At 56.0% G+C, this 16745-nt stretch carries 11 protein-coding genes; 4 read left to right on the forward strand and 7 right to left on the reverse strand.

The window, feature by feature from the left end:
- Nucleotides 1-13: 13 nt before the first annotated feature.
- The 7 genes from AACY09_RS17045 to pilG form a co-directional block, all read right to left on the reverse strand.
- The gene (locus AACY09_RS17045; protein WP_339489682.1) at nucleotides 14-1051 is read right to left on the reverse strand and encodes a chemotaxis protein CheB; all 1038 of its coding nucleotides are present in this window, start codon (nucleotides 1049-1051) and stop codon (nucleotides 14-16) included.
- A complete protein-coding gene (locus AACY09_RS17050) occupies nucleotides 1048-8685 on the reverse strand; it encodes an Hpt domain-containing protein (RefSeq protein WP_445323872.1) in 7638 nt (2545 codons plus the stop codon). The genes AACY09_RS17045 and AACY09_RS17050 overlap by 4 nt, the downstream gene beginning before the upstream one ends.
- An 11-nt stretch (nucleotides 8686-8696) precedes the next feature.
- Entirely contained in the window at nucleotides 8697-9578 is an 882-nt protein-coding gene (locus AACY09_RS17055) for a CheR family methyltransferase (RefSeq protein WP_339489686.1), read from the reverse strand.
- A 51-nt stretch (nucleotides 9579-9629) separates the two neighbouring features.
- Entirely contained in the window at nucleotides 9630-11675 is a 2046-nt protein-coding gene (locus AACY09_RS17060) for a methyl-accepting chemotaxis protein (RefSeq protein WP_339489688.1), read from the reverse strand.
- Nucleotides 11676-11760: 85 nt separating this feature from the next.
- A complete protein-coding gene (locus AACY09_RS17065) occupies nucleotides 11761-12297 on the reverse strand; it encodes a chemotaxis protein CheW (RefSeq protein WP_339489690.1) in 537 nt (178 codons plus the stop codon).
- A 44-nt stretch (nucleotides 12298-12341) separates the two neighbouring features.
- Complete coding sequence (gene pilH, locus AACY09_RS17070) at nucleotides 12342-12707, reverse strand: twitching motility response regulator PilH (RefSeq protein ID WP_010485677.1); 366 nt, start codon at nucleotides 12705-12707, stop codon at nucleotides 12342-12344.
- Between the two features lie 47 nt (nucleotides 12708-12754).
- Nucleotides 12755-13162 carry a twitching motility response regulator PilG gene (gene pilG, locus AACY09_RS17075; RefSeq protein WP_339489693.1) on the reverse strand — a complete coding sequence of 136 codons (408 nt, stop codon included), beginning with the start codon at nucleotides 13160-13162 and terminating at the stop codon, nucleotides 12755-12757.
- A gap of 390 nt (nucleotides 13163-13552) precedes the next feature.
- Between pilG and gshB the strand changes: the two genes are divergently transcribed.
- The 4 genes from gshB (at nucleotide 13553) to ruvX (ending at nucleotide 16720) form a co-directional block, all read left to right on the forward strand.
- Nucleotides 13553-14506: a glutathione synthase gene (gene gshB / locus AACY09_RS17080; RefSeq protein WP_339489695.1), complete on the forward strand. Its 954-nt coding sequence runs from the start codon at nucleotides 13553-13555 to the stop codon at nucleotides 14504-14506.
- Between the two features lie 197 nt (nucleotides 14507-14703).
- Nucleotides 14704-15603: an energy transducer TonB gene (locus tag AACY09_RS17085; RefSeq protein WP_445323873.1), complete on the forward strand. Its 900-nt coding sequence runs from the start codon at nucleotides 14704-14706 to the stop codon at nucleotides 15601-15603.
- A gap of 107 nt (nucleotides 15604-15710) precedes the next feature.
- Nucleotides 15711-16280 (forward strand): YqgE/AlgH family protein, encoded by a 570-nt coding sequence (locus AACY09_RS17090; protein WP_339489700.1) that lies wholly within the window; start codon nucleotides 15711-15713, stop codon nucleotides 16278-16280.
- Nucleotides 16280-16720 carry a Holliday junction resolvase RuvX gene (gene ruvX, locus AACY09_RS17095; protein ID WP_339489702.1) on the forward strand — a complete coding sequence of 147 codons (441 nt, stop codon included), beginning with the start codon at nucleotides 16280-16282 and terminating at the stop codon, nucleotides 16718-16720. Before AACY09_RS17090 ends, ruvX begins: the two co-directional genes overlap by 1 nt.
- Nucleotides 16721-16745 lie beyond the last annotated feature (25 nt).

Consider the following 16745-nt stretch of genomic DNA (forward strand, 5'->3'; position numbering starts at 1 on the left):
TTCAAAGTCCTAATCAGGCGTTCGCTGCAGATTTACGGCACTGCTCTGCCAGATAATTAACCAGCCCGAGCGCCAGTTCACGAGGGTCAGCGGTGTAATCGCTGTAACCTGCTTCACGCAAACTGTCGGGCATGCTTGGGCATACGCAGGTATCGCTGCGCTGGGTCCAGATCAGGGCATTTTGCCGTTTAACATAGGCGCCTGCGGCACTGCCATCACTGCCCATACCGCTAAACACGATAACCCCGCATTGATCGCCGAACTGCTGGGCCAGATTCAACATCATCTGATCAATTGATGGGCTGTAGGGTTCGGGCCAGGCACGCTCGGTAATGTTCATCGTGCCATCACTGGCGAACTCAAGCTCACGGGTAATCGGTACCACAATGACTTCGCCGCACCGCACGCTGTCACCCTGACGCGCCGGATTGACATGCCACTGGCTGTGCCGGCCAACCGCTTGCGGCAATACAGTCTCAAAGCTGGCGTCGATGTGTTGTGCGTAGATAAACCCAACTGGCAGGCCGCCGGGCAAGGCATCCAGAAAAGCTTTCACTGCGCCGGGCCCACCCATTGATGCCGCCAGCAACCAAACTTGCTTGGCAGGCTCGCCCACCACCAGTTGCGAATCAGCCAGCACCTGCGGCAGCTCTAAACGGTTCGGTCGCTGCGCTTCGCTGAGCAACGCCTCAAGCGTTGGCCCGACTGCTTTCGATGGGTCACCCACCAGCTTTTTAAGCTTGGCAAACAGGCTGCGTTCCCAGCGCGGATAATTCTCGGAGTGGCGTTCAGGCGCGTGGCCTTCGCCAAATAACACTGGAGCGGAAGTCGTCTCAAGCAGGTTATCAACCAGGGGCGAGTCATCTGACTGCGCCAGGTCGACCAACCACAAGTCAGCTTCACAGGCCTGCAACGCCGCTTCATCAAGACGCGCCGGATCGCTGTTCATGACCACTTCGTAGCCACTGCCCGCCAACGCCTGCTGCAGCACATGGCGCTGCAAGGAGGTATCGGCAATTACGGCGATGCGAGCGGTGGCCTTCTCGGTCATGTGCGCTTAACCAGCTGATGGATGCTCTCTAGCAAGAGCGATTCTTGGTACGGCTTACCGAGGTATTCGTTGACGCCAATGCTCAGCGCTCGCTCGCGGTGTTTTTCACCAGTACGCGAGGTGATCATGATGATGGGCAAATCCTTCAAGCGTGAATCGTGTCGAACCAGGGTTGCCACTTCGAAACCATCCATACGCGGCATTTCGATGTCCAGTAGCATGATGTCCGGCTTGTGTTCTTGCAGCAGCGAGATGGCGTCTACACCGTCCTTGGCGGTCAGCACGTTCATGCCGTTACGCTCAAGCAAGCGACTGGTCACTTTACGCACTGTGACCGAGTCATCCACCACCATTACCAGGGTTGGCCGATCCGCCTCGATTTCGGCATCAGTGGCGCGCTGATTAACCAGGCGCGGCTGCAACTGGTTAAGCAAATGCGCGTGCAACACACGAATGGTTGCCAGCAAGTCGAGAATCACCACCACACGACCGTCACCCAAGATGGTCGCACCGGAAATACCGTGGACCCCAGCGAACTGCGGGCCAAGGCTCTTAACCACGATCTCACGGGAACCCGCCAGCGAATCCACTTGGACCGCGACGGTGTGCTCACTCGAACGCACCAGGATGACCGGCAACGGCAAGCTTTGCCCAACCAGCTTGGGTTGCTGGCCGTTATTGAGCAGGTCGCCGAGATAACGCAATTCATAGGCCTGACCGGCGTACTCAAAGCGCGGCGCATCCGGCGCGTAATAGGCTTCAAGCTCGTAAGGCGAAACCCGCACAATACCTTCAATGGTATTGAGCGGAATGGCGTAGAGGTCTTCACCCGAATACACCATCAATGCCCGGTTAACCGACACAGTAAATGGCAGACGAATCAGGAAGCTGGTGCCCACTCCCGCTGTCGAGTCGATGCTCATGGAGCCACCGAGTTGCTTGACCTCGGAATGCACCACATCCATACCAACGCCACGGCCGGATATCTGCGTGACTTTCTCGGCGGTGGAGAAACCCGCCTCAAGAATAAACTGCAGCACCTCGTAATCGCTCAGGTCCGAGTCGGCATCCATAAGGCCACGTTCAATGGCTTTGCGGCGCACTGCATCGCGATTGATACCGCCGCCATCATCGGTCAGGGTCAGGGCGATATCACCTCCCTCACGGCCCAGACTCAGGCGAATCGTACCTTGTGCAGGTTTACCCGCAGCGCGGCGCGCGTCGGCTGATTCAATTCCGTGATCCACGGCGTTACGCAGCATATGTTCCAGCGGCGCGACGATACGCTCAAGCACGGTACGGTCCATCTCGCCGTCGGCATTGCCGACAACAAATTCGACTTGCTTGCCCAGTTCACCCGCCACTTGACGGACGATTCGGCGCAGACGCGGCACCAAACGCTCAAATGGCACCATGCGTGTACGCATCAGCCCTTCTTGCAGTTCGGTGTTAACCCGCGCTTGTTGCAGCAGCAGGGTTTCCGCGTCGCGGTTACGCGCGGCCAGGGTTTCTTTCAGATCGAGTAAGTCGGATGCCGACTCAAACAGTGCACGCGACAGGGTTTGCAGCTGTGAGTGACGGTCCATTTCCAGCGGATCGAAATCTTCATAGCCGGAACGCTCAGCTTCCGCTTGATAGCTGCTGAGAATCTGCGCCTGGGTTTCTGTGTCAAGACGACGTAACTGGTCACGCACCCGGTCGATGGTCGATTCCATCTCGCTAAGGGTGAAACCAAAGTCGCTGACCTGCTGTTCAACCCGGCCGCGGAAGATTGAGGTCTCACCCGCCAAGTTCACCAGGCCTTCGAGCAATTCAGCAGGCACTTTCACCAGTTCTTGCGGCGCCCGCCGTGATGCGGCCTCTTGCGCGGCTTCTTGAGCACGGCGGACAAAAGGTAAAACCTTATTGACCAGTTCCTGAGCGGGCATGGCACTGGCCGCAACAATCGGCGCAGCCAAGTTTGACTGATAATCAGCAGGCGCTTGGGGCGCTTCAACCTGATCATCCAGCGGTTCATTGGCCAGCCGCTCACGCAGCAGGTCAAGCTCGTTGACCAGCCCTTCATAACCCGATTGCACATCGAGATAAATGCTTTCCGGCCATGGTCTCGGTTGTTGCTGCGCTTCACTCAGGTGCTGTTCGATGTCGTGACTCTGATCGCCAAGACGTTTCAAACCGGCCAGACGCGCACCACCTTTCAAGGTGTGCAACACACGCAGGATGTCATCAACCGCACTGCTGTCATCACGGTTTACGTCCCAGCGACCAATCGCAACTTCCATTGATTCCAGCAGGTCATCTGCCTCTTCAAGGAAGATATCGAGGATGTCTGACTCTTCGCCGGTTTCATCCGCTTCAGCTGCCTGCAAATGTACGCTGGACGGCATACTCAGTTGCTGGCCCGGGTTGCTGCGAAACTGCTTGATGGCCGCAATCAAGTCAGCGCCGTTCGGCACCGGACGCTGGTCACGCACAGCTTCGAGCATGGAGGCAAGGCTGTCGTGACACGCTTGCAGCAAGGTGAAGAGTTCAGGGCTCGCCCGCAGGCGGCCATCACTCAGGCCTTCATAAAGGAATTCGAGTTCATGGGCGAGATCGCCGACTTCAGCGATTTCGGACATGCGCGCACCGCCCTTAAGCGTGTGCAAGTCGCGTAGCAGTGCTTCCAGCTCAAGGCTGTTATCAACATCGTTGACCCAGCGCTGCAAAGCAGCAGCCGAACTTTCGAGGATATCGAAACCTTCCTCGAGGAAGATATCAACCAGCTCCTGATCACGCTCTTCAGCAACCTCCGCGACTGGCATTTGCCCCGCGATCAGATTATCTAAGGGGCCTGACATGTCGAGATCAAGTAACGCTGATTCAGTCGGCTCGCCTTGATTGTTCTCATCTACCAAAGGCAAATCAAAGTCGCTTTCACTGGCAGGTTCCAGCTCTGCCGGCGCAACGTCCTGTGGCTCTGCCAAATCGGACACATCGTCCAGAGGCTCAAGTTCTGAAACTTCAGCCTCTGGTTCATCGGCAGCAGAATCGACCCGTTCAGCGTCAGTCACATCTTGCTCAAGCTCAGCTTCAGGCTCTGCGGGCAGGTCCTGCGCAGGCTCAGCTTCAGCTTCTACTTCTGCTTCGGAGCCAGTAGACAGCTCGGCAACTTGCTCGAGCTCTTCTTCAGGCTCATCAAGCATCAGTGGCTCGGCAGGACCGGCAGCGGCCGGCTGATCACCGCGAATAAAGGCCTGAATGGCGGCGATCAAATCGTCGGCCAGGGCCATGTTGGTCCGTGCCTGCATTTGCTCGACTTGCACGGCCAGGCGGTCGTGACTTTGCTGGAGCAACCCGTTCAGTTCAGGCGCCGCTTTGAGTCGACCATCAACGAGCCGCTCGTACAGCGTTTCCAGTTCGTGACCGAGATCACCCACTGGCTTGATATTCGCCATGCGCGCACCACCCTTGAGGGTGTGCAGGTCGCGATACAGCGCGTGCAACGGTGTTTTGTCGTCAGGATTGGCCAGCCACTGATCGAGCGAAAGGCTGGCGCTATCAAGCAGGTCGACCGCTTCCTCAAGGAAGATCTCAACCATCTCCTCGTCCAACGCCTCATAGGCATCGTTGCTCGGTGATGGCTCCGGCTCAAGGGGTTGCGCTAACGACCCAAGCTCATCCTCTGCCGTGGATTCTGCTGAGCCTTCGGGCAGCTCAAAGCTTGGTTCTTCAGGCAAATCCTCAAGCGCATCGGTGTCTGTCTGGGCATGCAGCGCTGCTGTTGCTTCATCCAGTTCAACAATTTCAATGCCATTGTCACCATCGCTCGACAACAGTGCCAGCTTAGCCGGGTCGAGCGCCTCACTGAGTAAAACCCGCAGCGCTTCAACTCGCTGTGGCTCAGCGCTGACCTGCAGGCCGGCGGCGACTTGGTCCATCATGCCCATCAGCGCTTCGTGGGCAAGTTCAGCCTCACTGAAGAAGCGCTCGCTTACCGCCAGCCGGCCTTCTTCTACAGCGCCGTAGAGATCGAGCAGGGCTTCGCACAGCTCATCAATTTGCGGCAGCTCGGCCATATCCGCGCCACGCCCAAGCATGGTCAGCTCGTCGAGCAATGCGCTGAGTTCCTGACGCTCGAATGGATGCTCGCGCCAATTGCGCAGCAGCTTCTCGGCATCCAGTAGAATGTCGATACCTTCAGCCAGGAAGATACTGATCAACTGCGGATCACGCACCTCGCCCAATTCACCCTTGCGGCTGTTCTCTGCCGAATCGAGGCGATCTTGATGCAGCTTCTGCACATCATCGAGAAAGGCTTGCGCGCCCGGCAAAGCGGCCAATGGATTGTCTTCAAGCTGAGCCAATGCAAGTCGGAACAACTGTTCCGCACGGCGCAGCAGATCAGCCTCGGAGAGATCCAGGGCAATCAGGTTGGTTTTAAATTCTTTAACCAGCTTTTCCAGCGGCGCGGCAATCTCGGCAACCGGCAGAATGCCGGCCATATAGGCGCTGCCTTTAAGGGTGTGCAAAGCGCGCTGGAGGTCATCGGTAACCGGTTGTGGCAACTCTCGCTCGCAATCGGCCAAGAAGCGCAGCAGGGTATCGAGATGGGTTTCGGCCTCGCTGCGGAAAATATCCAGCAATTGCGGGTCGAGCATTTCATCGCGTTCGCTTGCCGCCTCGTCAGAGGGCGCAACTGGCATTTCAACAGATTCGGTGGCCACAGGTCGATTGACCCGCTGACCTTTGGCCAATGCGTGGGCCGTCATCGCCAACAGGTCCACATCGTCACGCTGACGCTGGGCTTTGTCAGCATATTCGCTGACCAGTTCAGGAATCAGGCTGATGACATCGGTAATCACCTGCTGCACATCTGCATCAGGTTCGATACTGCGATCGAGCACGCGGTTGAGCAGGTTTTCAATCGACCAAGCCAACTCGCCGATAATCAACGCGCGGACCATCCGGCCACTGCCCTTGAGCGTGTGGAAAGCCCGACGCACTTCAATCAGTGCATCTTTATTCTGGATGTCGGCGCACCACAGCGGATAGAACTCGGCAATGGTTTCGAGTACTTCACCCGCTTCCTCGATAAAGACTTCGGCCAGCTCATCATCAAAAGGCTCTTCATCGGCTGGCGGCGGCAACAGGCTGGGCGGAACGTCGTGAGCGGGTGGATTTACCAACTGCACCGGCGCAGCCATGACCTCCGCCATCGACAGTGGCTTTTCAGCCTCGTCAACAGGATCAGGCTGTGGCTCGCTCAGGCTCGGCAGCTCAACATCTGGCAGACCGAGCGCAGCTATATCTTCATCATTCCAGCTGGCTTGCGGCTCTAACGAGTCGAGGCTGAAGGGTTCAAGCTGCAGCTCAGGATCATCCAAGGTGAACGTAGGCGCTTCATCAAGCTGCAAAGTGGGCAGCTGTTCATCCACCGGCGACTCGGCTGAGTCAAACTCAAATTCAGCAAAATCGAAATCGACCAGTTGGATATCGTTCTCGGGATTACTTTCAACCGGGGTGATGTCGGCCAGATCAAATTTCAGATCATTGTTATCGGAATCAAGTCCGGCAAACTCATCACTCAAATCCTCCAGCGAAGCGAAATCAACAGGCGCTTCTTCTGCTGGCGGCAAGGTGTCAGCAGCGGTCGGCAACTCGGCATCTAGCTGTTGTTCGAGGGCCGCATCAAAGGACAGGTCATCCAAGTCGAACGCTGGCTCGTCTAGAGATTCAGCACTGATGACTTCAATATCGTCCAGTGGATTGGCCAAAGGCTCGATATCGGGCGCATTGAGATCCAGATCAAATTCAGTCGGCAATGCCTGCTCGCCGAGATCGAATTCAGCGCCTGATTCGGCTGCTTCAGGTGCTTGCGGTTCGGCGACTGATTCGGCTTCCGGCTCATCCAGCGGCGCAAGATCGGTCGTTTCTGCGACGGCTGGCTGGTCAATTATCGAAGGCTTTTCGGTCAGCGGATAACCCAGACTTTCGAGGCTTTCTTCAGCCACATCGAGAATCAGATTACCTTGGCTGGCGTGGTCATCACCAAGGCGCTCCAGGTAATACTCAACGCTGGTAATGGCGTCGGCCAAGGTGTCGAGGCTTTGCCAGTTCGGCACTGCCTTGCGCGCCAACAACTGCTCCTGAATGTAGCGGTTGCAGGCATTGAGCAGCTGCGCGGCACGATCGAGAGGAATCATTGCCAGACCACCACGCACTTGCGTCAGCAGCTCAGGCACGCGGGCGAGGTGGTCATGATTCCACTGCGAAGCAATGAATTCGATAATGGCATCTTTGGCTTGTTCAAGGCCGGTACGCGCTTCCTTGATCACAAGCTGGTGAATCTGCGCCACATCGGTGGTTGGCAGATGACTTTCTTCACCGCCGCCCTCATCAGACGGGCCAACCATGCCCGCCAGCGTCGCTTCAACGTACAGCAGCGCACCAGCCACATCCATCAATACCGCGTCGCTCGGCTCACGCCGGCCTTGAGCGAGGTCCTGTACCACCGCCAGCTGGTCAATGATGACTTTACGCGGCTGGGCAAAACCAAGCACCGCCAAGGTGTCAGATATTTGCTTGAGCGGGGCCAGTAAGGAGTCCAGCTCGGCAATCTGTGCACGGTCACTGCGCACAAACAAATCAAGGCTGTCTTTAACCCGAACTAATTCTTCACAAAGCGCCCCGACCACAGAACGCATGGCGTTACGATCCGGGCCTGCCAAGCTCGCGCGCTCAGCATCAACCGTTTCATCGTCTGGTAGTGCATCGTCCAGACGGAATTGCTCCTTGATGGCGGCAATACGTGGCGTTCTGTTGTTGGCTTTGGCCACGTAGAACAGCAGGTTCTTGATCAGCTCTTCCGGCGCAGGCTGGTTAAAACCTTCTGCACCCTGAACCATCAACCGCTTGAGTTCTTTATCGACCTCTCGCAGCAACGCGCGCACCGAACTGCCGTTAGCGATACTGCCGCTGGCAAGGCCTTCGATAACGCCTGAGGCGATCTGCCATAACGCGCCAAGAGGTGCGTCTTTGCACAATGACTCAAGCCGCGCAAATACCCGCGCCATATAACCGAGGTTGGTTGGCAGGTCCTGATTACGCAGCACACCGACTAACGCCATCTGCAGCATTTGCCGTAGCTTGCGCAGCAAGCCCGGCAGCTCAGGGCTGTATCGCTCAGCCAAGGATTCACTGGAAAGCGCAGGCGCCAGCGACGACATATCCGGGGCGAACAGACTGGTTTCGGACAGCAGCTTTTCACCACGTGCCGAGCGCAGGTCGTTCAGCAGCGGCAACACCACCATCGGCAGGTCGCGACGCGCCGTCTGGATGCGGTCCAGATACACAGGCATCTGCAGAATCGCCTGCATCAGCACTTCCAGCGCTTCGCCCTGGTTACCGACGCGGCCTTCCATCAACGCCTGCGAAAGGTGCTCCATCTCTTCCGCGAGCAACGCCGCGCCGTGGAACTCAACCATCTGCAAGGTACCGTGTACCTGATGCACGTAGGTCAAACAGAAACGCATGCGCGTAGGGTCTTGAGGGTTCTCGACGAACGACTCAAGCGCCTGACGTGCCTGTTTCAGGGTTTCTGCTACTTCGCCTTTGACCCACTCCAGGGCGACATAGTCGTGCCGATCACCCATAGTCACTCCGCTCATACCTTGCCCTTACGGGTAAACGCCAGAACTCGCTCGTCGGCGACCGGTATTAAATCCCGATGCTGCCAACCCGCTACTTCACCGACCCCAATAACCAGCAGACCACCCGGTGCAAGGCGCTCCGCCAGGCAATTGAGGATCTCTCGGCGACGCCAGCGACGAAAATAGATCAACAAGTTCTGACAAAAAATAACGTCCATACCGGCCATTGGCGCTTTCGCCAACTCCAGCACATTGAGCTTGGCGCAACACACTTGCGACGCCAGTTCCGGTAATACTTTGAGACTGCCATCGGGCTCAGTTGAAAAATACCGCTGAGCGATATGTGTCTCTAATTGCTCAAGCCTGCGGGCTGCAAAACGTCCTTCACGGGCCTTACTTAACGCATTGAGGCTGATGTCGGTGCCGGTGACCGCAAAATGTGCAGGTAGCCCAGCATTCTCAAGGACCTGGGCGGCGGTGATAGCCAATGAATAAGGCTCTTCACCACTGGAGCAACCTACACTCCAGAATTCCCACGGCTTAGCCAACGGTTGCTGCAACCTTGATTGCAGGTAACGCTCAAGCACGTCAAATGAAGCGCGGTGACGAAAAAACCGGGTTTCCTGTACCGTTAACCGATCCAACAGCAGCGACCACTCGACCGCGCCACGCGGCCCGCCAGTTACCTGACGATAGTAGTCAGCGTAATCACGAACGCCCAGTTCACGCATCCGCGAACTCAGGTTGGTCTGCAAAAATGCCTTGCGCCGCTCCTGAATCACCACACCCGTGCGATCTTCGAGCAGCGTCTGCCAGTTATGGAATTCGTCGATAGACATTTCCATAACCGGCTGCAAGGCCCAAGCACCCAGCGCATTGTCGTGACGTTCGGTCATAGTCCCAGGGCTCCGGGCAGCGACCTTTGCAAGCCGCTGCGCAGCCATCGATTAAGCCTGCTCCCCTTCCGGCAAGGTAAAGCCGGATACCGATTTACGCATCTCACTGGCCATTTTGGCCAAGTTACCAATGCTCTTTGCGGTTGCGGTGGTACCGGACGACGTTTGCGAGGTGATCTCCTGAATCACGTTCATGGTGTTGGAGATGTGACCCGCAGACGAAGCCTGCTGACGTGCGGCGTTGGAGATGTTCTGAATCAAGGCCGCGAGGGTCTTGGATACTTTCTCGATCTCTTCCAGTGCAACCCCGGCGTCCTGCGCCAGACGTGCACCGCGCACCACTTCAGAGGTGGTCTGTTCCATCGAAATTACCGCTTCGTTGGTATCGGTCTGAATCGTCTTGACCAGTGCCTCGATCTGCTTGGTCGCAGCAGAGGAACGTTCTGCAAGGCGCTGTACTTCGTCCGCTACTACGGCGAAGCCTCGACCGGCATCACCGGCCATGGAAGCCTGAATTGCAGCGTTAAGGGCGAGAATGTTGGTTTGGTCAGCAATGTCGTTAATCAGGCTAACGATGTCACCGATCTCCTGGGACGATTCACCGAGGCGTTTAATCCGCTTCGAAGTGTCCTGGATCTGTTCACGAATGTTATCCATGCCGGTGATGGTGTTGTGCACCACCTCGTTACCTTTGTTGGCGATGGCTACCGAACGCTCTGCTACGGCAGACGATTCCGAGGCGTTCGCCGATACCTGGTCAATCGACACAGCCATTTCGTTGATCGCAGCAGAGGCACCGGCAATTTCTTGCGCCTGATGCTCAGAGGCCTCGGCCAGGTGCATCGCCGTGGCTTGGGTTTCCTGCGCAGCACCGGCTACCTGTACGGCGGTCAAGTTGATCGTCGCAACCAGATCACGCAGTTGGTCGATGGAGTAGTTGATGGAGTCAGCGATGGCACCGGTGAAGTCTTCGGTTACCGTTGCTGCCACCGTCAAGTCACCGTCCGCAAGGTCGGCAATTTCATCGAGCAGTCGCAAAATTGCCGTTTGGTTACGGTCATTCTTCTCAGCAGTTTCAGCCAGTCGACGGTTAGTCGAGCGGACCATCACGATACCGATCAGGATGATCGAAGCCAGTACCAGCAAGCCCAGTACATAACCAATCAGGGTGTTGATCTGACGGCTGTCAGCCAGACCGTCAAAGCCTGTCGACAGATCAGAGGCTTTATCGAGCAGGGTTTGCGAAACAGTAAAGATCGAGTTCGCCGATTCACGAACCTGGAACAGCTCTGGCGACGTTTCGAGGATTTCGTCTACCGAACCCGATACGAATTCGAACAGTTCGGAAATCTCACCGAGACGATCAAGCGCCTCCTTATCGTCTACCTTGGTGATTTCCATGGCAGCGTTGCCTTCCAGCATCGCGCTCAATACGCGGCCGAAAAGGCTGGCGTCACGGCCGAAGGTATCCGCTGCCTGCACCGAGTCAGTATCACCGGCCAGCACCTTGTTTACCGAACCCAGGATACGTTCAGCCAGCAACGACTGACGCTGGGCAACCGAGACCTGAGCCGCTGGCGCACCACTTTCCAGCAGAATGTCGACGACTTCTTCGTACTCGACCTGCAGCTGGGGAATGGTTTCAGCCAATGTGGCGGCTACCTGGTGCAGCGACAGAACCGTTTGCTCACTGGCCAGAATGGAGTCAGTGTTTTTACGCAAGCTGTCCCAGTCTTTCTGCACAGCCGCCATTCGCGGCTGCACCAACTCTGGAGCAGGCGGCAAGCCGCTTTCTGCGTTGCCATCGGTCAGAATTGCCCAGCGCTTCTGGAAGTCGTTGCGTGCATCACGCAACAAACCGAAGGCTTCAGGCGTACCTGTTGCTGCTTCCGTGGCGTTTTTAGCAATACGTTGGGACAAAACACGCAGCTCACCGGAGTGACCAATGTATTCCGTATCGTAGTTGGACTGGGTGTTGATATAGGCGAAGTTAACGAACAACAACACCACTGACACGATCAGGACGATAAACAGCCCCAAAATCAGCGTACTGCTGCGCGTACCCGCGAATAATTTGCCTGCATTTAGTTTTTTCATTATCTGGCCCCCGCCTGGACCGACCGCACTACGGTTCCCATATAACGCCAAAAGGCCGGCAAAGCCGACCCAACCGAAAATCTTATTAAAATGCTACCGCTAGAAAATCCGGATTTTGTGCCAGCGCAAAAGGGCTGAACACTAACCAGGCTTGCTCGCGTTGAAAGACGCCATGGATAAACGGTGCTACCGATGCTTCAAGTGGCGGTAACTGCTCAGAAAAAGCATCCACAGAAAAGTGTTGCATACCAAAGACTTCGTCGACCGTGAGGCCGGCAAAAATCTCTTGATGGTCCACCACCAGTACCCGTCGCTGCTTACGCAGTGGCGACAGCTCATTACCTAAAAAGCCGCATAGATCCATCACTGGAAGCAAGCGACCCCGCACGTTTGCCACACCCTTGACCCAGCTCTTAACGCCTGGCAACAAGGTGTACCGTGGTTCGTGCAACACCTCACCGACCTCACCCATCGGTGCAACGAACAAACGCTCTCCCATCCGAAAACCGATACCGCTCCATGTCTGCTGGGCGGCTTGCTGCATAGGCAAGCCAGCCGCTAGCGCACGGCAACGCTGGTCGATTTCGAGAAGTCGCTCAAAAGGAGTTTGTACGTCAGACATGCCCACTGCAGCCTTATGGTTAGAGTTTGCCAACTGGCGCGGAATTAACCGGCCAGCACAGCATTCAGCGTTTTCAGCAGCGTGTCTTCATCAATCGGCTTGGTCAGATAGTCTTTAGCGCCTTGGCGCTTACCCCAAACCTTGTCAGTTTCTTGATCTTTGGTGGTGACGATAATCACAGGAATGTGATTGGTGTCCGCATCTTTAGTCAACTGGCGTGTCGCCTGGAAGCCGTTGAGGCCCGGCATGACGATATCCATCAATACCGCGTCAGGTTTTTCCTGGCGAGCCAGAGCGACGCCATCAGCGCCATTTTCCGCCTTCAATACTTCATGACCGTGCTTTTCCAGCATGGCGGTCAGTTTGTACATCTCGGTCGGAGAGTCATCAACAATCAGAATTCGAGCCATGGTGTTTCCCACTACTTAATGGACATCTGCAGAGATACGGGCAGATATCAGGATGCTTGTTCCACCGGCATAAAGTCAGGCACATGAGTTTTGATCGCACCGAGCAACTCTTCTTTACTGAAGGGTTTGGTCAAGTACTGGTCAGAACCCACAATGCGGCCTTTGGCTTTATCGAACAGCCCATCCTTGGAGGACAGCATGATCACCGGCGTGGATTTGAATGCGCTGTTATTTTTGATCAGAGCACAGGTCTGATAACCATCAAGACGCGGCATCATGATGTCTACAAAAATAATGTTCGGATGAGTATCGGCAATTTTTGCCAACGCATCAAAACCATCTACTGCAGTAATTACATCGCAACCCACTTTTTTGAGCAGGGTTTCTGCGGTTCGACGAATCGTTTTCGAATCGTCAATGACCATTACCCTCAAACCCTCGGAATGCTGTTCCATGTTTGCCCTACCATCGCCTCGGTGAGTCGTTATTTTTCTGCCGGAGCCAGTTCAGCTCGACCGCCCATCAATTGATGTCGCGTCAAAACCCAGTAAACACCATCAAACCTCCAGCTTTAGCTGTCGGTACTAAACTGTTTATTGCGTGTGAGCATTGCGGACTCAGCCTTTGAGCAGGCTCCCTAACATTGGCGGCTTACATCTGACGCCAATAGATTGTTACCCTGATCATCAGGCCTTTTTAACACAGTCTCTACACGCAAGCTATAAGCTACCGACTGCTAAGGTTTTTTCCTTGAACGACTACACAATCAGCAGCCATTAAAGGCCTCGTGATAGTCTCCAACACCTTATTTACAGCTCACATTGTGACTTTACGGAGAAAAACACATGACCATTCGTGTTGGCATAGTCATGGACCCTATCGCGCAGATATCCTTCAAGAAGGATAGCTCCCTGGCCATGCTCCTCGCCGCCCAGGCGCGCGACTGGTCGTTGTTTTACATGGAAGTCAAAGATTTACACCAAGCCAAAGGCCAGGCCCGTGCCCGCGTTTGCCCGCTGAAAGTGTTTTATGACCCGGATCACTGGTTTGAATTAGGCGCCGAGCAGGACATGCTGCTGTCGGACCTTGATGTGATCCTGATGCGCAAGGACCCGCCGTTCGACAATGAGTTTGTGTACGCCACTTATTTGCTCGAACAGGCCGAGAACGCTGGCACATTGGTGGTCAACCGCCCGCAAAGCCTGCGTGACTGCAACGAAAAGCTGTTCGCCACGCAATTCCCGCAGTACACGCCGGAAACCATTGTCAGCCGGCGCGCCGATATCCTGCGTGACTTTGCCAAAGAGCAAGGCGACATCATTCTCAAACCGCTCGATGGCATGGGCGGCTCGATGATTTTCCGCCACCGCCAAGGTGACCCAAACCTTTCGGTGATCCTCGAGACCCTGACCGCCCATGGCACTCAGCAAATTATGGCGCAGGGTTACCTGCCAGCCATTCTCGAGGGCGACAAGCGTATTCTGATGATTGACGGCGAACCTGTGCCTTATTGCCTGGCGCGAATTCCGGCAGCCGGCGAAACCCGAGGCAACCTTGCCGCAGGCGGACGTGGCGAAGCCCGCCCTCTGAGCGAGCGAGATCTGGAAATTGCCCATGGCATTGGCCCAACGCTGCGGGAGAAAGGCTTGCTGTTCGTTGGTCTGGATGTAATTGGCGATAACCTGACCGAAATCAATGTCACCAGCCCGACCTGCATCCGCGAAATTGATGCCGCCTATGACACAAAAATCGCTGAACGACTGATGGATGTGATTGCCGAAAAACTCGCCGCCAGATAAACCAAGCGACTCTGAGTGCCTTGGTGGCTAACGCGAAACTTAGCCACCATTGTTCAGCCCATGCTCGAATAGACAGGCATAAATGGTGACTGTAAATTCCCCAACAAGTTTGAAGCAGGTAGCAGCTTTGAACTTGGAACTTGCAGGTCATGGCCTCTAGTCGGCAGACTGCGCGGCATTCCGAGCTGAACCTTATATTGATGAAACCTACAGCCAAACCGACAAACACCTCATCTTCTGCAGTCAAGCCAGCGGACCGACTAGGCTTCACCCTGTTTCTTGCTGCCGTGCTGCACGTTGCGCTGATTCTCGGCTTGAGCTTCACCCTGGCTGATCCGGTGACCATCAGCAAAACACTGGAAATCACCCTGTCGACCTTTAAAAGTGAAGAAAAGCCCAAAGAGGCAGACTTCCTGGCCCAAGACAACCAGCAGGGCAGCGGCACGCTAGAGCACAAGGCCGCGCCGAAAACCACGGAACAAGCGCCATTCCAGGACACCCAAGTCAAACATGTAACGCCGCCTGCCGCGCCGCAACCACCGCCAGTGCGCAAACAAGAGCCGAAAAAGGTTGTTGCCACCCAAAAACCACGACCGCAGAAAGTCCAGGCCAAGCAAGAGAAGGTCAAGCAAGTCGAACCAACCCGCGACGCACCGACCTTCGACCGCGAACAACTGAGCACTGAAATCGCCAGCCTTGAGGCCGAACTTGCGCAAGATGTTCAGCAATATGCCAAACGGCCGAAGATTGTCCGCCTCAATGCCGCCTCGACCATGCGCGACAAAGGTGCATGGTACAAAGATGAATGGCGCAAGAAGGTTGAGCGTATCGGCAACCTCAATTACCCAGACGACGCCCGCCGCAAGCAGATCTACGGCAGCCTGCGCATGTTGGTATCGATCAACCGTGACGGCAGCCTGCATGAAGTACTGGTGCTGGAGTCTTCCGGCCAACCCATGCTCGACAAAGCGGCGCTGCGCATTGTCCGCCTGGCCGCACCTTATGCCCCTTTCAGCGGTGATTTGGCCGACGCCGATCGCCTGGAAATCATCCGTACATGGCGCTTTGAACGCGGCGACCGCTTGTCGAGCAACTAAGTCTGACTGGTCTGTTTATCCCCTTAGTCGACGAATTATCACAACCGCGTTAAGGAAAACCGTGTTTTGGCTTCCCGGCTCAGGTCGCAGGCTTTAAGCTAGCGCCCATGAAAGATGCCAGCCCAAGCTACCTCAAACACCAACTGCTAATCGCCATGCCCCACATGGACGATGAGCATTTTGCGCAAACCGTCACCTACATCGTTGAGCACAACGATCAGGGCGCAATGGGGCTGGTAATCAACCGCCCAAGCGGCCTGAACCTTGCGGATGTACTCGAACAACTCAGCGAAGAAAGCGAGCCGCCGATTATCTGCGAGAGCCTGCCAATTTTTAGCGGTGGCCCTGTGCAGACAGATCGCGGCTTTGTTTTGCACCCTGCCGGCGACCATTACCAAGCCACACTCGAGCTGGGTGAGCTGGGCCTGACCACCTCGCAAGATGTCCTGTTTGCGATTGCCGCAGGCACCGGCCCTGACAAATACCTGATCACCCTCGGCTATGCAGGCTGGGATGCCGGTCAGTTAGAAACCGAGATCGCCGAAAACGCTTGGCTTACCTGCCCGGCGACTCAGGATATCCTGTTCGATCTGCCTTTTGATCAGCGCCTCAACGCCGCCGCATCGCAGCTTGGCATTAATTTGAGCCTGCTGACATCACAAGCGGGACATGCTTGATGGAGCGTAGCCCCAAGCCCCTACGTTTATTGCTCGGTTTCGATTACGGCACCAAACAAATTGGCGTCGCTGTTGGCCAGGTAATTACCGGTCAGGCCCGCGAGCTGTGCATACTCAAGGCGCAAAACGGTGTGCCTGACTGGCAAAAAGTCGAAGCCCTAATTCGTGAATGGCAGCCCGACGCCATTGTCGTCGGCTTGCCGTTGAACATGGACGGCAGCCCAAGTGACATGAGCGAGCGTGCAGAGAAATTCGCACGCCGCCTCAATGGCCGCTTTAACCTGCCCGTTCATACCCATGACGAACGCCTGACGACCTACGCGGCCAAAGGCGAGCGCTTACAGCAAGGCCAAAACAGCGGTTACCGCGAACGCCCAGTGGATGCACTGGCCGCCGCCTTACTGCTCGAAGGATGGCTGGAAGAACATATTTCGGGTTGAGCCCAGCTCAGCGCCCAAGGAGCTT

The organism is Pseudomonas sp. EL_65y_Pfl2_R95 (assembly GCF_963971045.1).
Classification (GTDB): Bacteria; Pseudomonadota; Gammaproteobacteria; order Pseudomonadales; family Pseudomonadaceae; genus Aquipseudomonas.

Excerpts from the sequence above, each read along its gene's own strand:
- AACY09_RS17045 (WP_339489682.1), bottom strand. The coding sequence starts at position 1,051 with ATGACCGAGAAGGCCACCGCTCGCATCGCCGTAATTGCCGATACCTCC.
- AACY09_RS17050 (WP_445323872.1), bottom strand. The coding sequence starts at position 8,685 with ATGGGTGATCGGCACGACTATGTCGCCCTGGAGTGGGTCAAAGGCGAA.
- AACY09_RS17055 (WP_339489686.1), bottom strand. The coding sequence starts at position 9,578 with ATGACCGAACGTCACGACAATGCGCTGGGTGCTTGGGCCTTGCAGCCG.
- AACY09_RS17060 (WP_339489688.1), bottom strand. The coding sequence starts at position 11,675 with ATGAAAAAACTAAATGCAGGCAAATTATTCGCGGGTACGCGCAGCAGT.
- AACY09_RS17065 (WP_339489690.1), bottom strand. The coding sequence starts at position 12,297 with ATGTCTGACGTACAAACTCCTTTTGAGCGACTTCTCGAAATCGACCAG.
- pilH (WP_010485677.1), bottom strand. The coding sequence starts at position 12,707 with ATGGCTCGAATTCTGATTGTTGATGACTCTCCGACCGAGATGTACAAA.
- pilG (WP_339489693.1), bottom strand. The coding sequence starts at position 13,162 with ATGGAACAGCATTCCGAGGGTTTGAGGGTAATGGTCATTGACGATTCG.
- gshB (WP_339489695.1), top strand. The coding sequence starts at position 13,553 with ATGACCATTCGTGTTGGCATAGTCATGGACCCTATCGCGCAGATATCC.
- AACY09_RS17090 (WP_339489700.1), top strand. The coding sequence starts at position 15,711 with ATGAAAGATGCCAGCCCAAGCTACCTCAAACACCAACTGCTAATCGCC.
- ruvX (WP_339489702.1), top strand. The coding sequence starts at position 16,280 with ATGGAGCGTAGCCCCAAGCCCCTACGTTTATTGCTCGGTTTCGATTAC.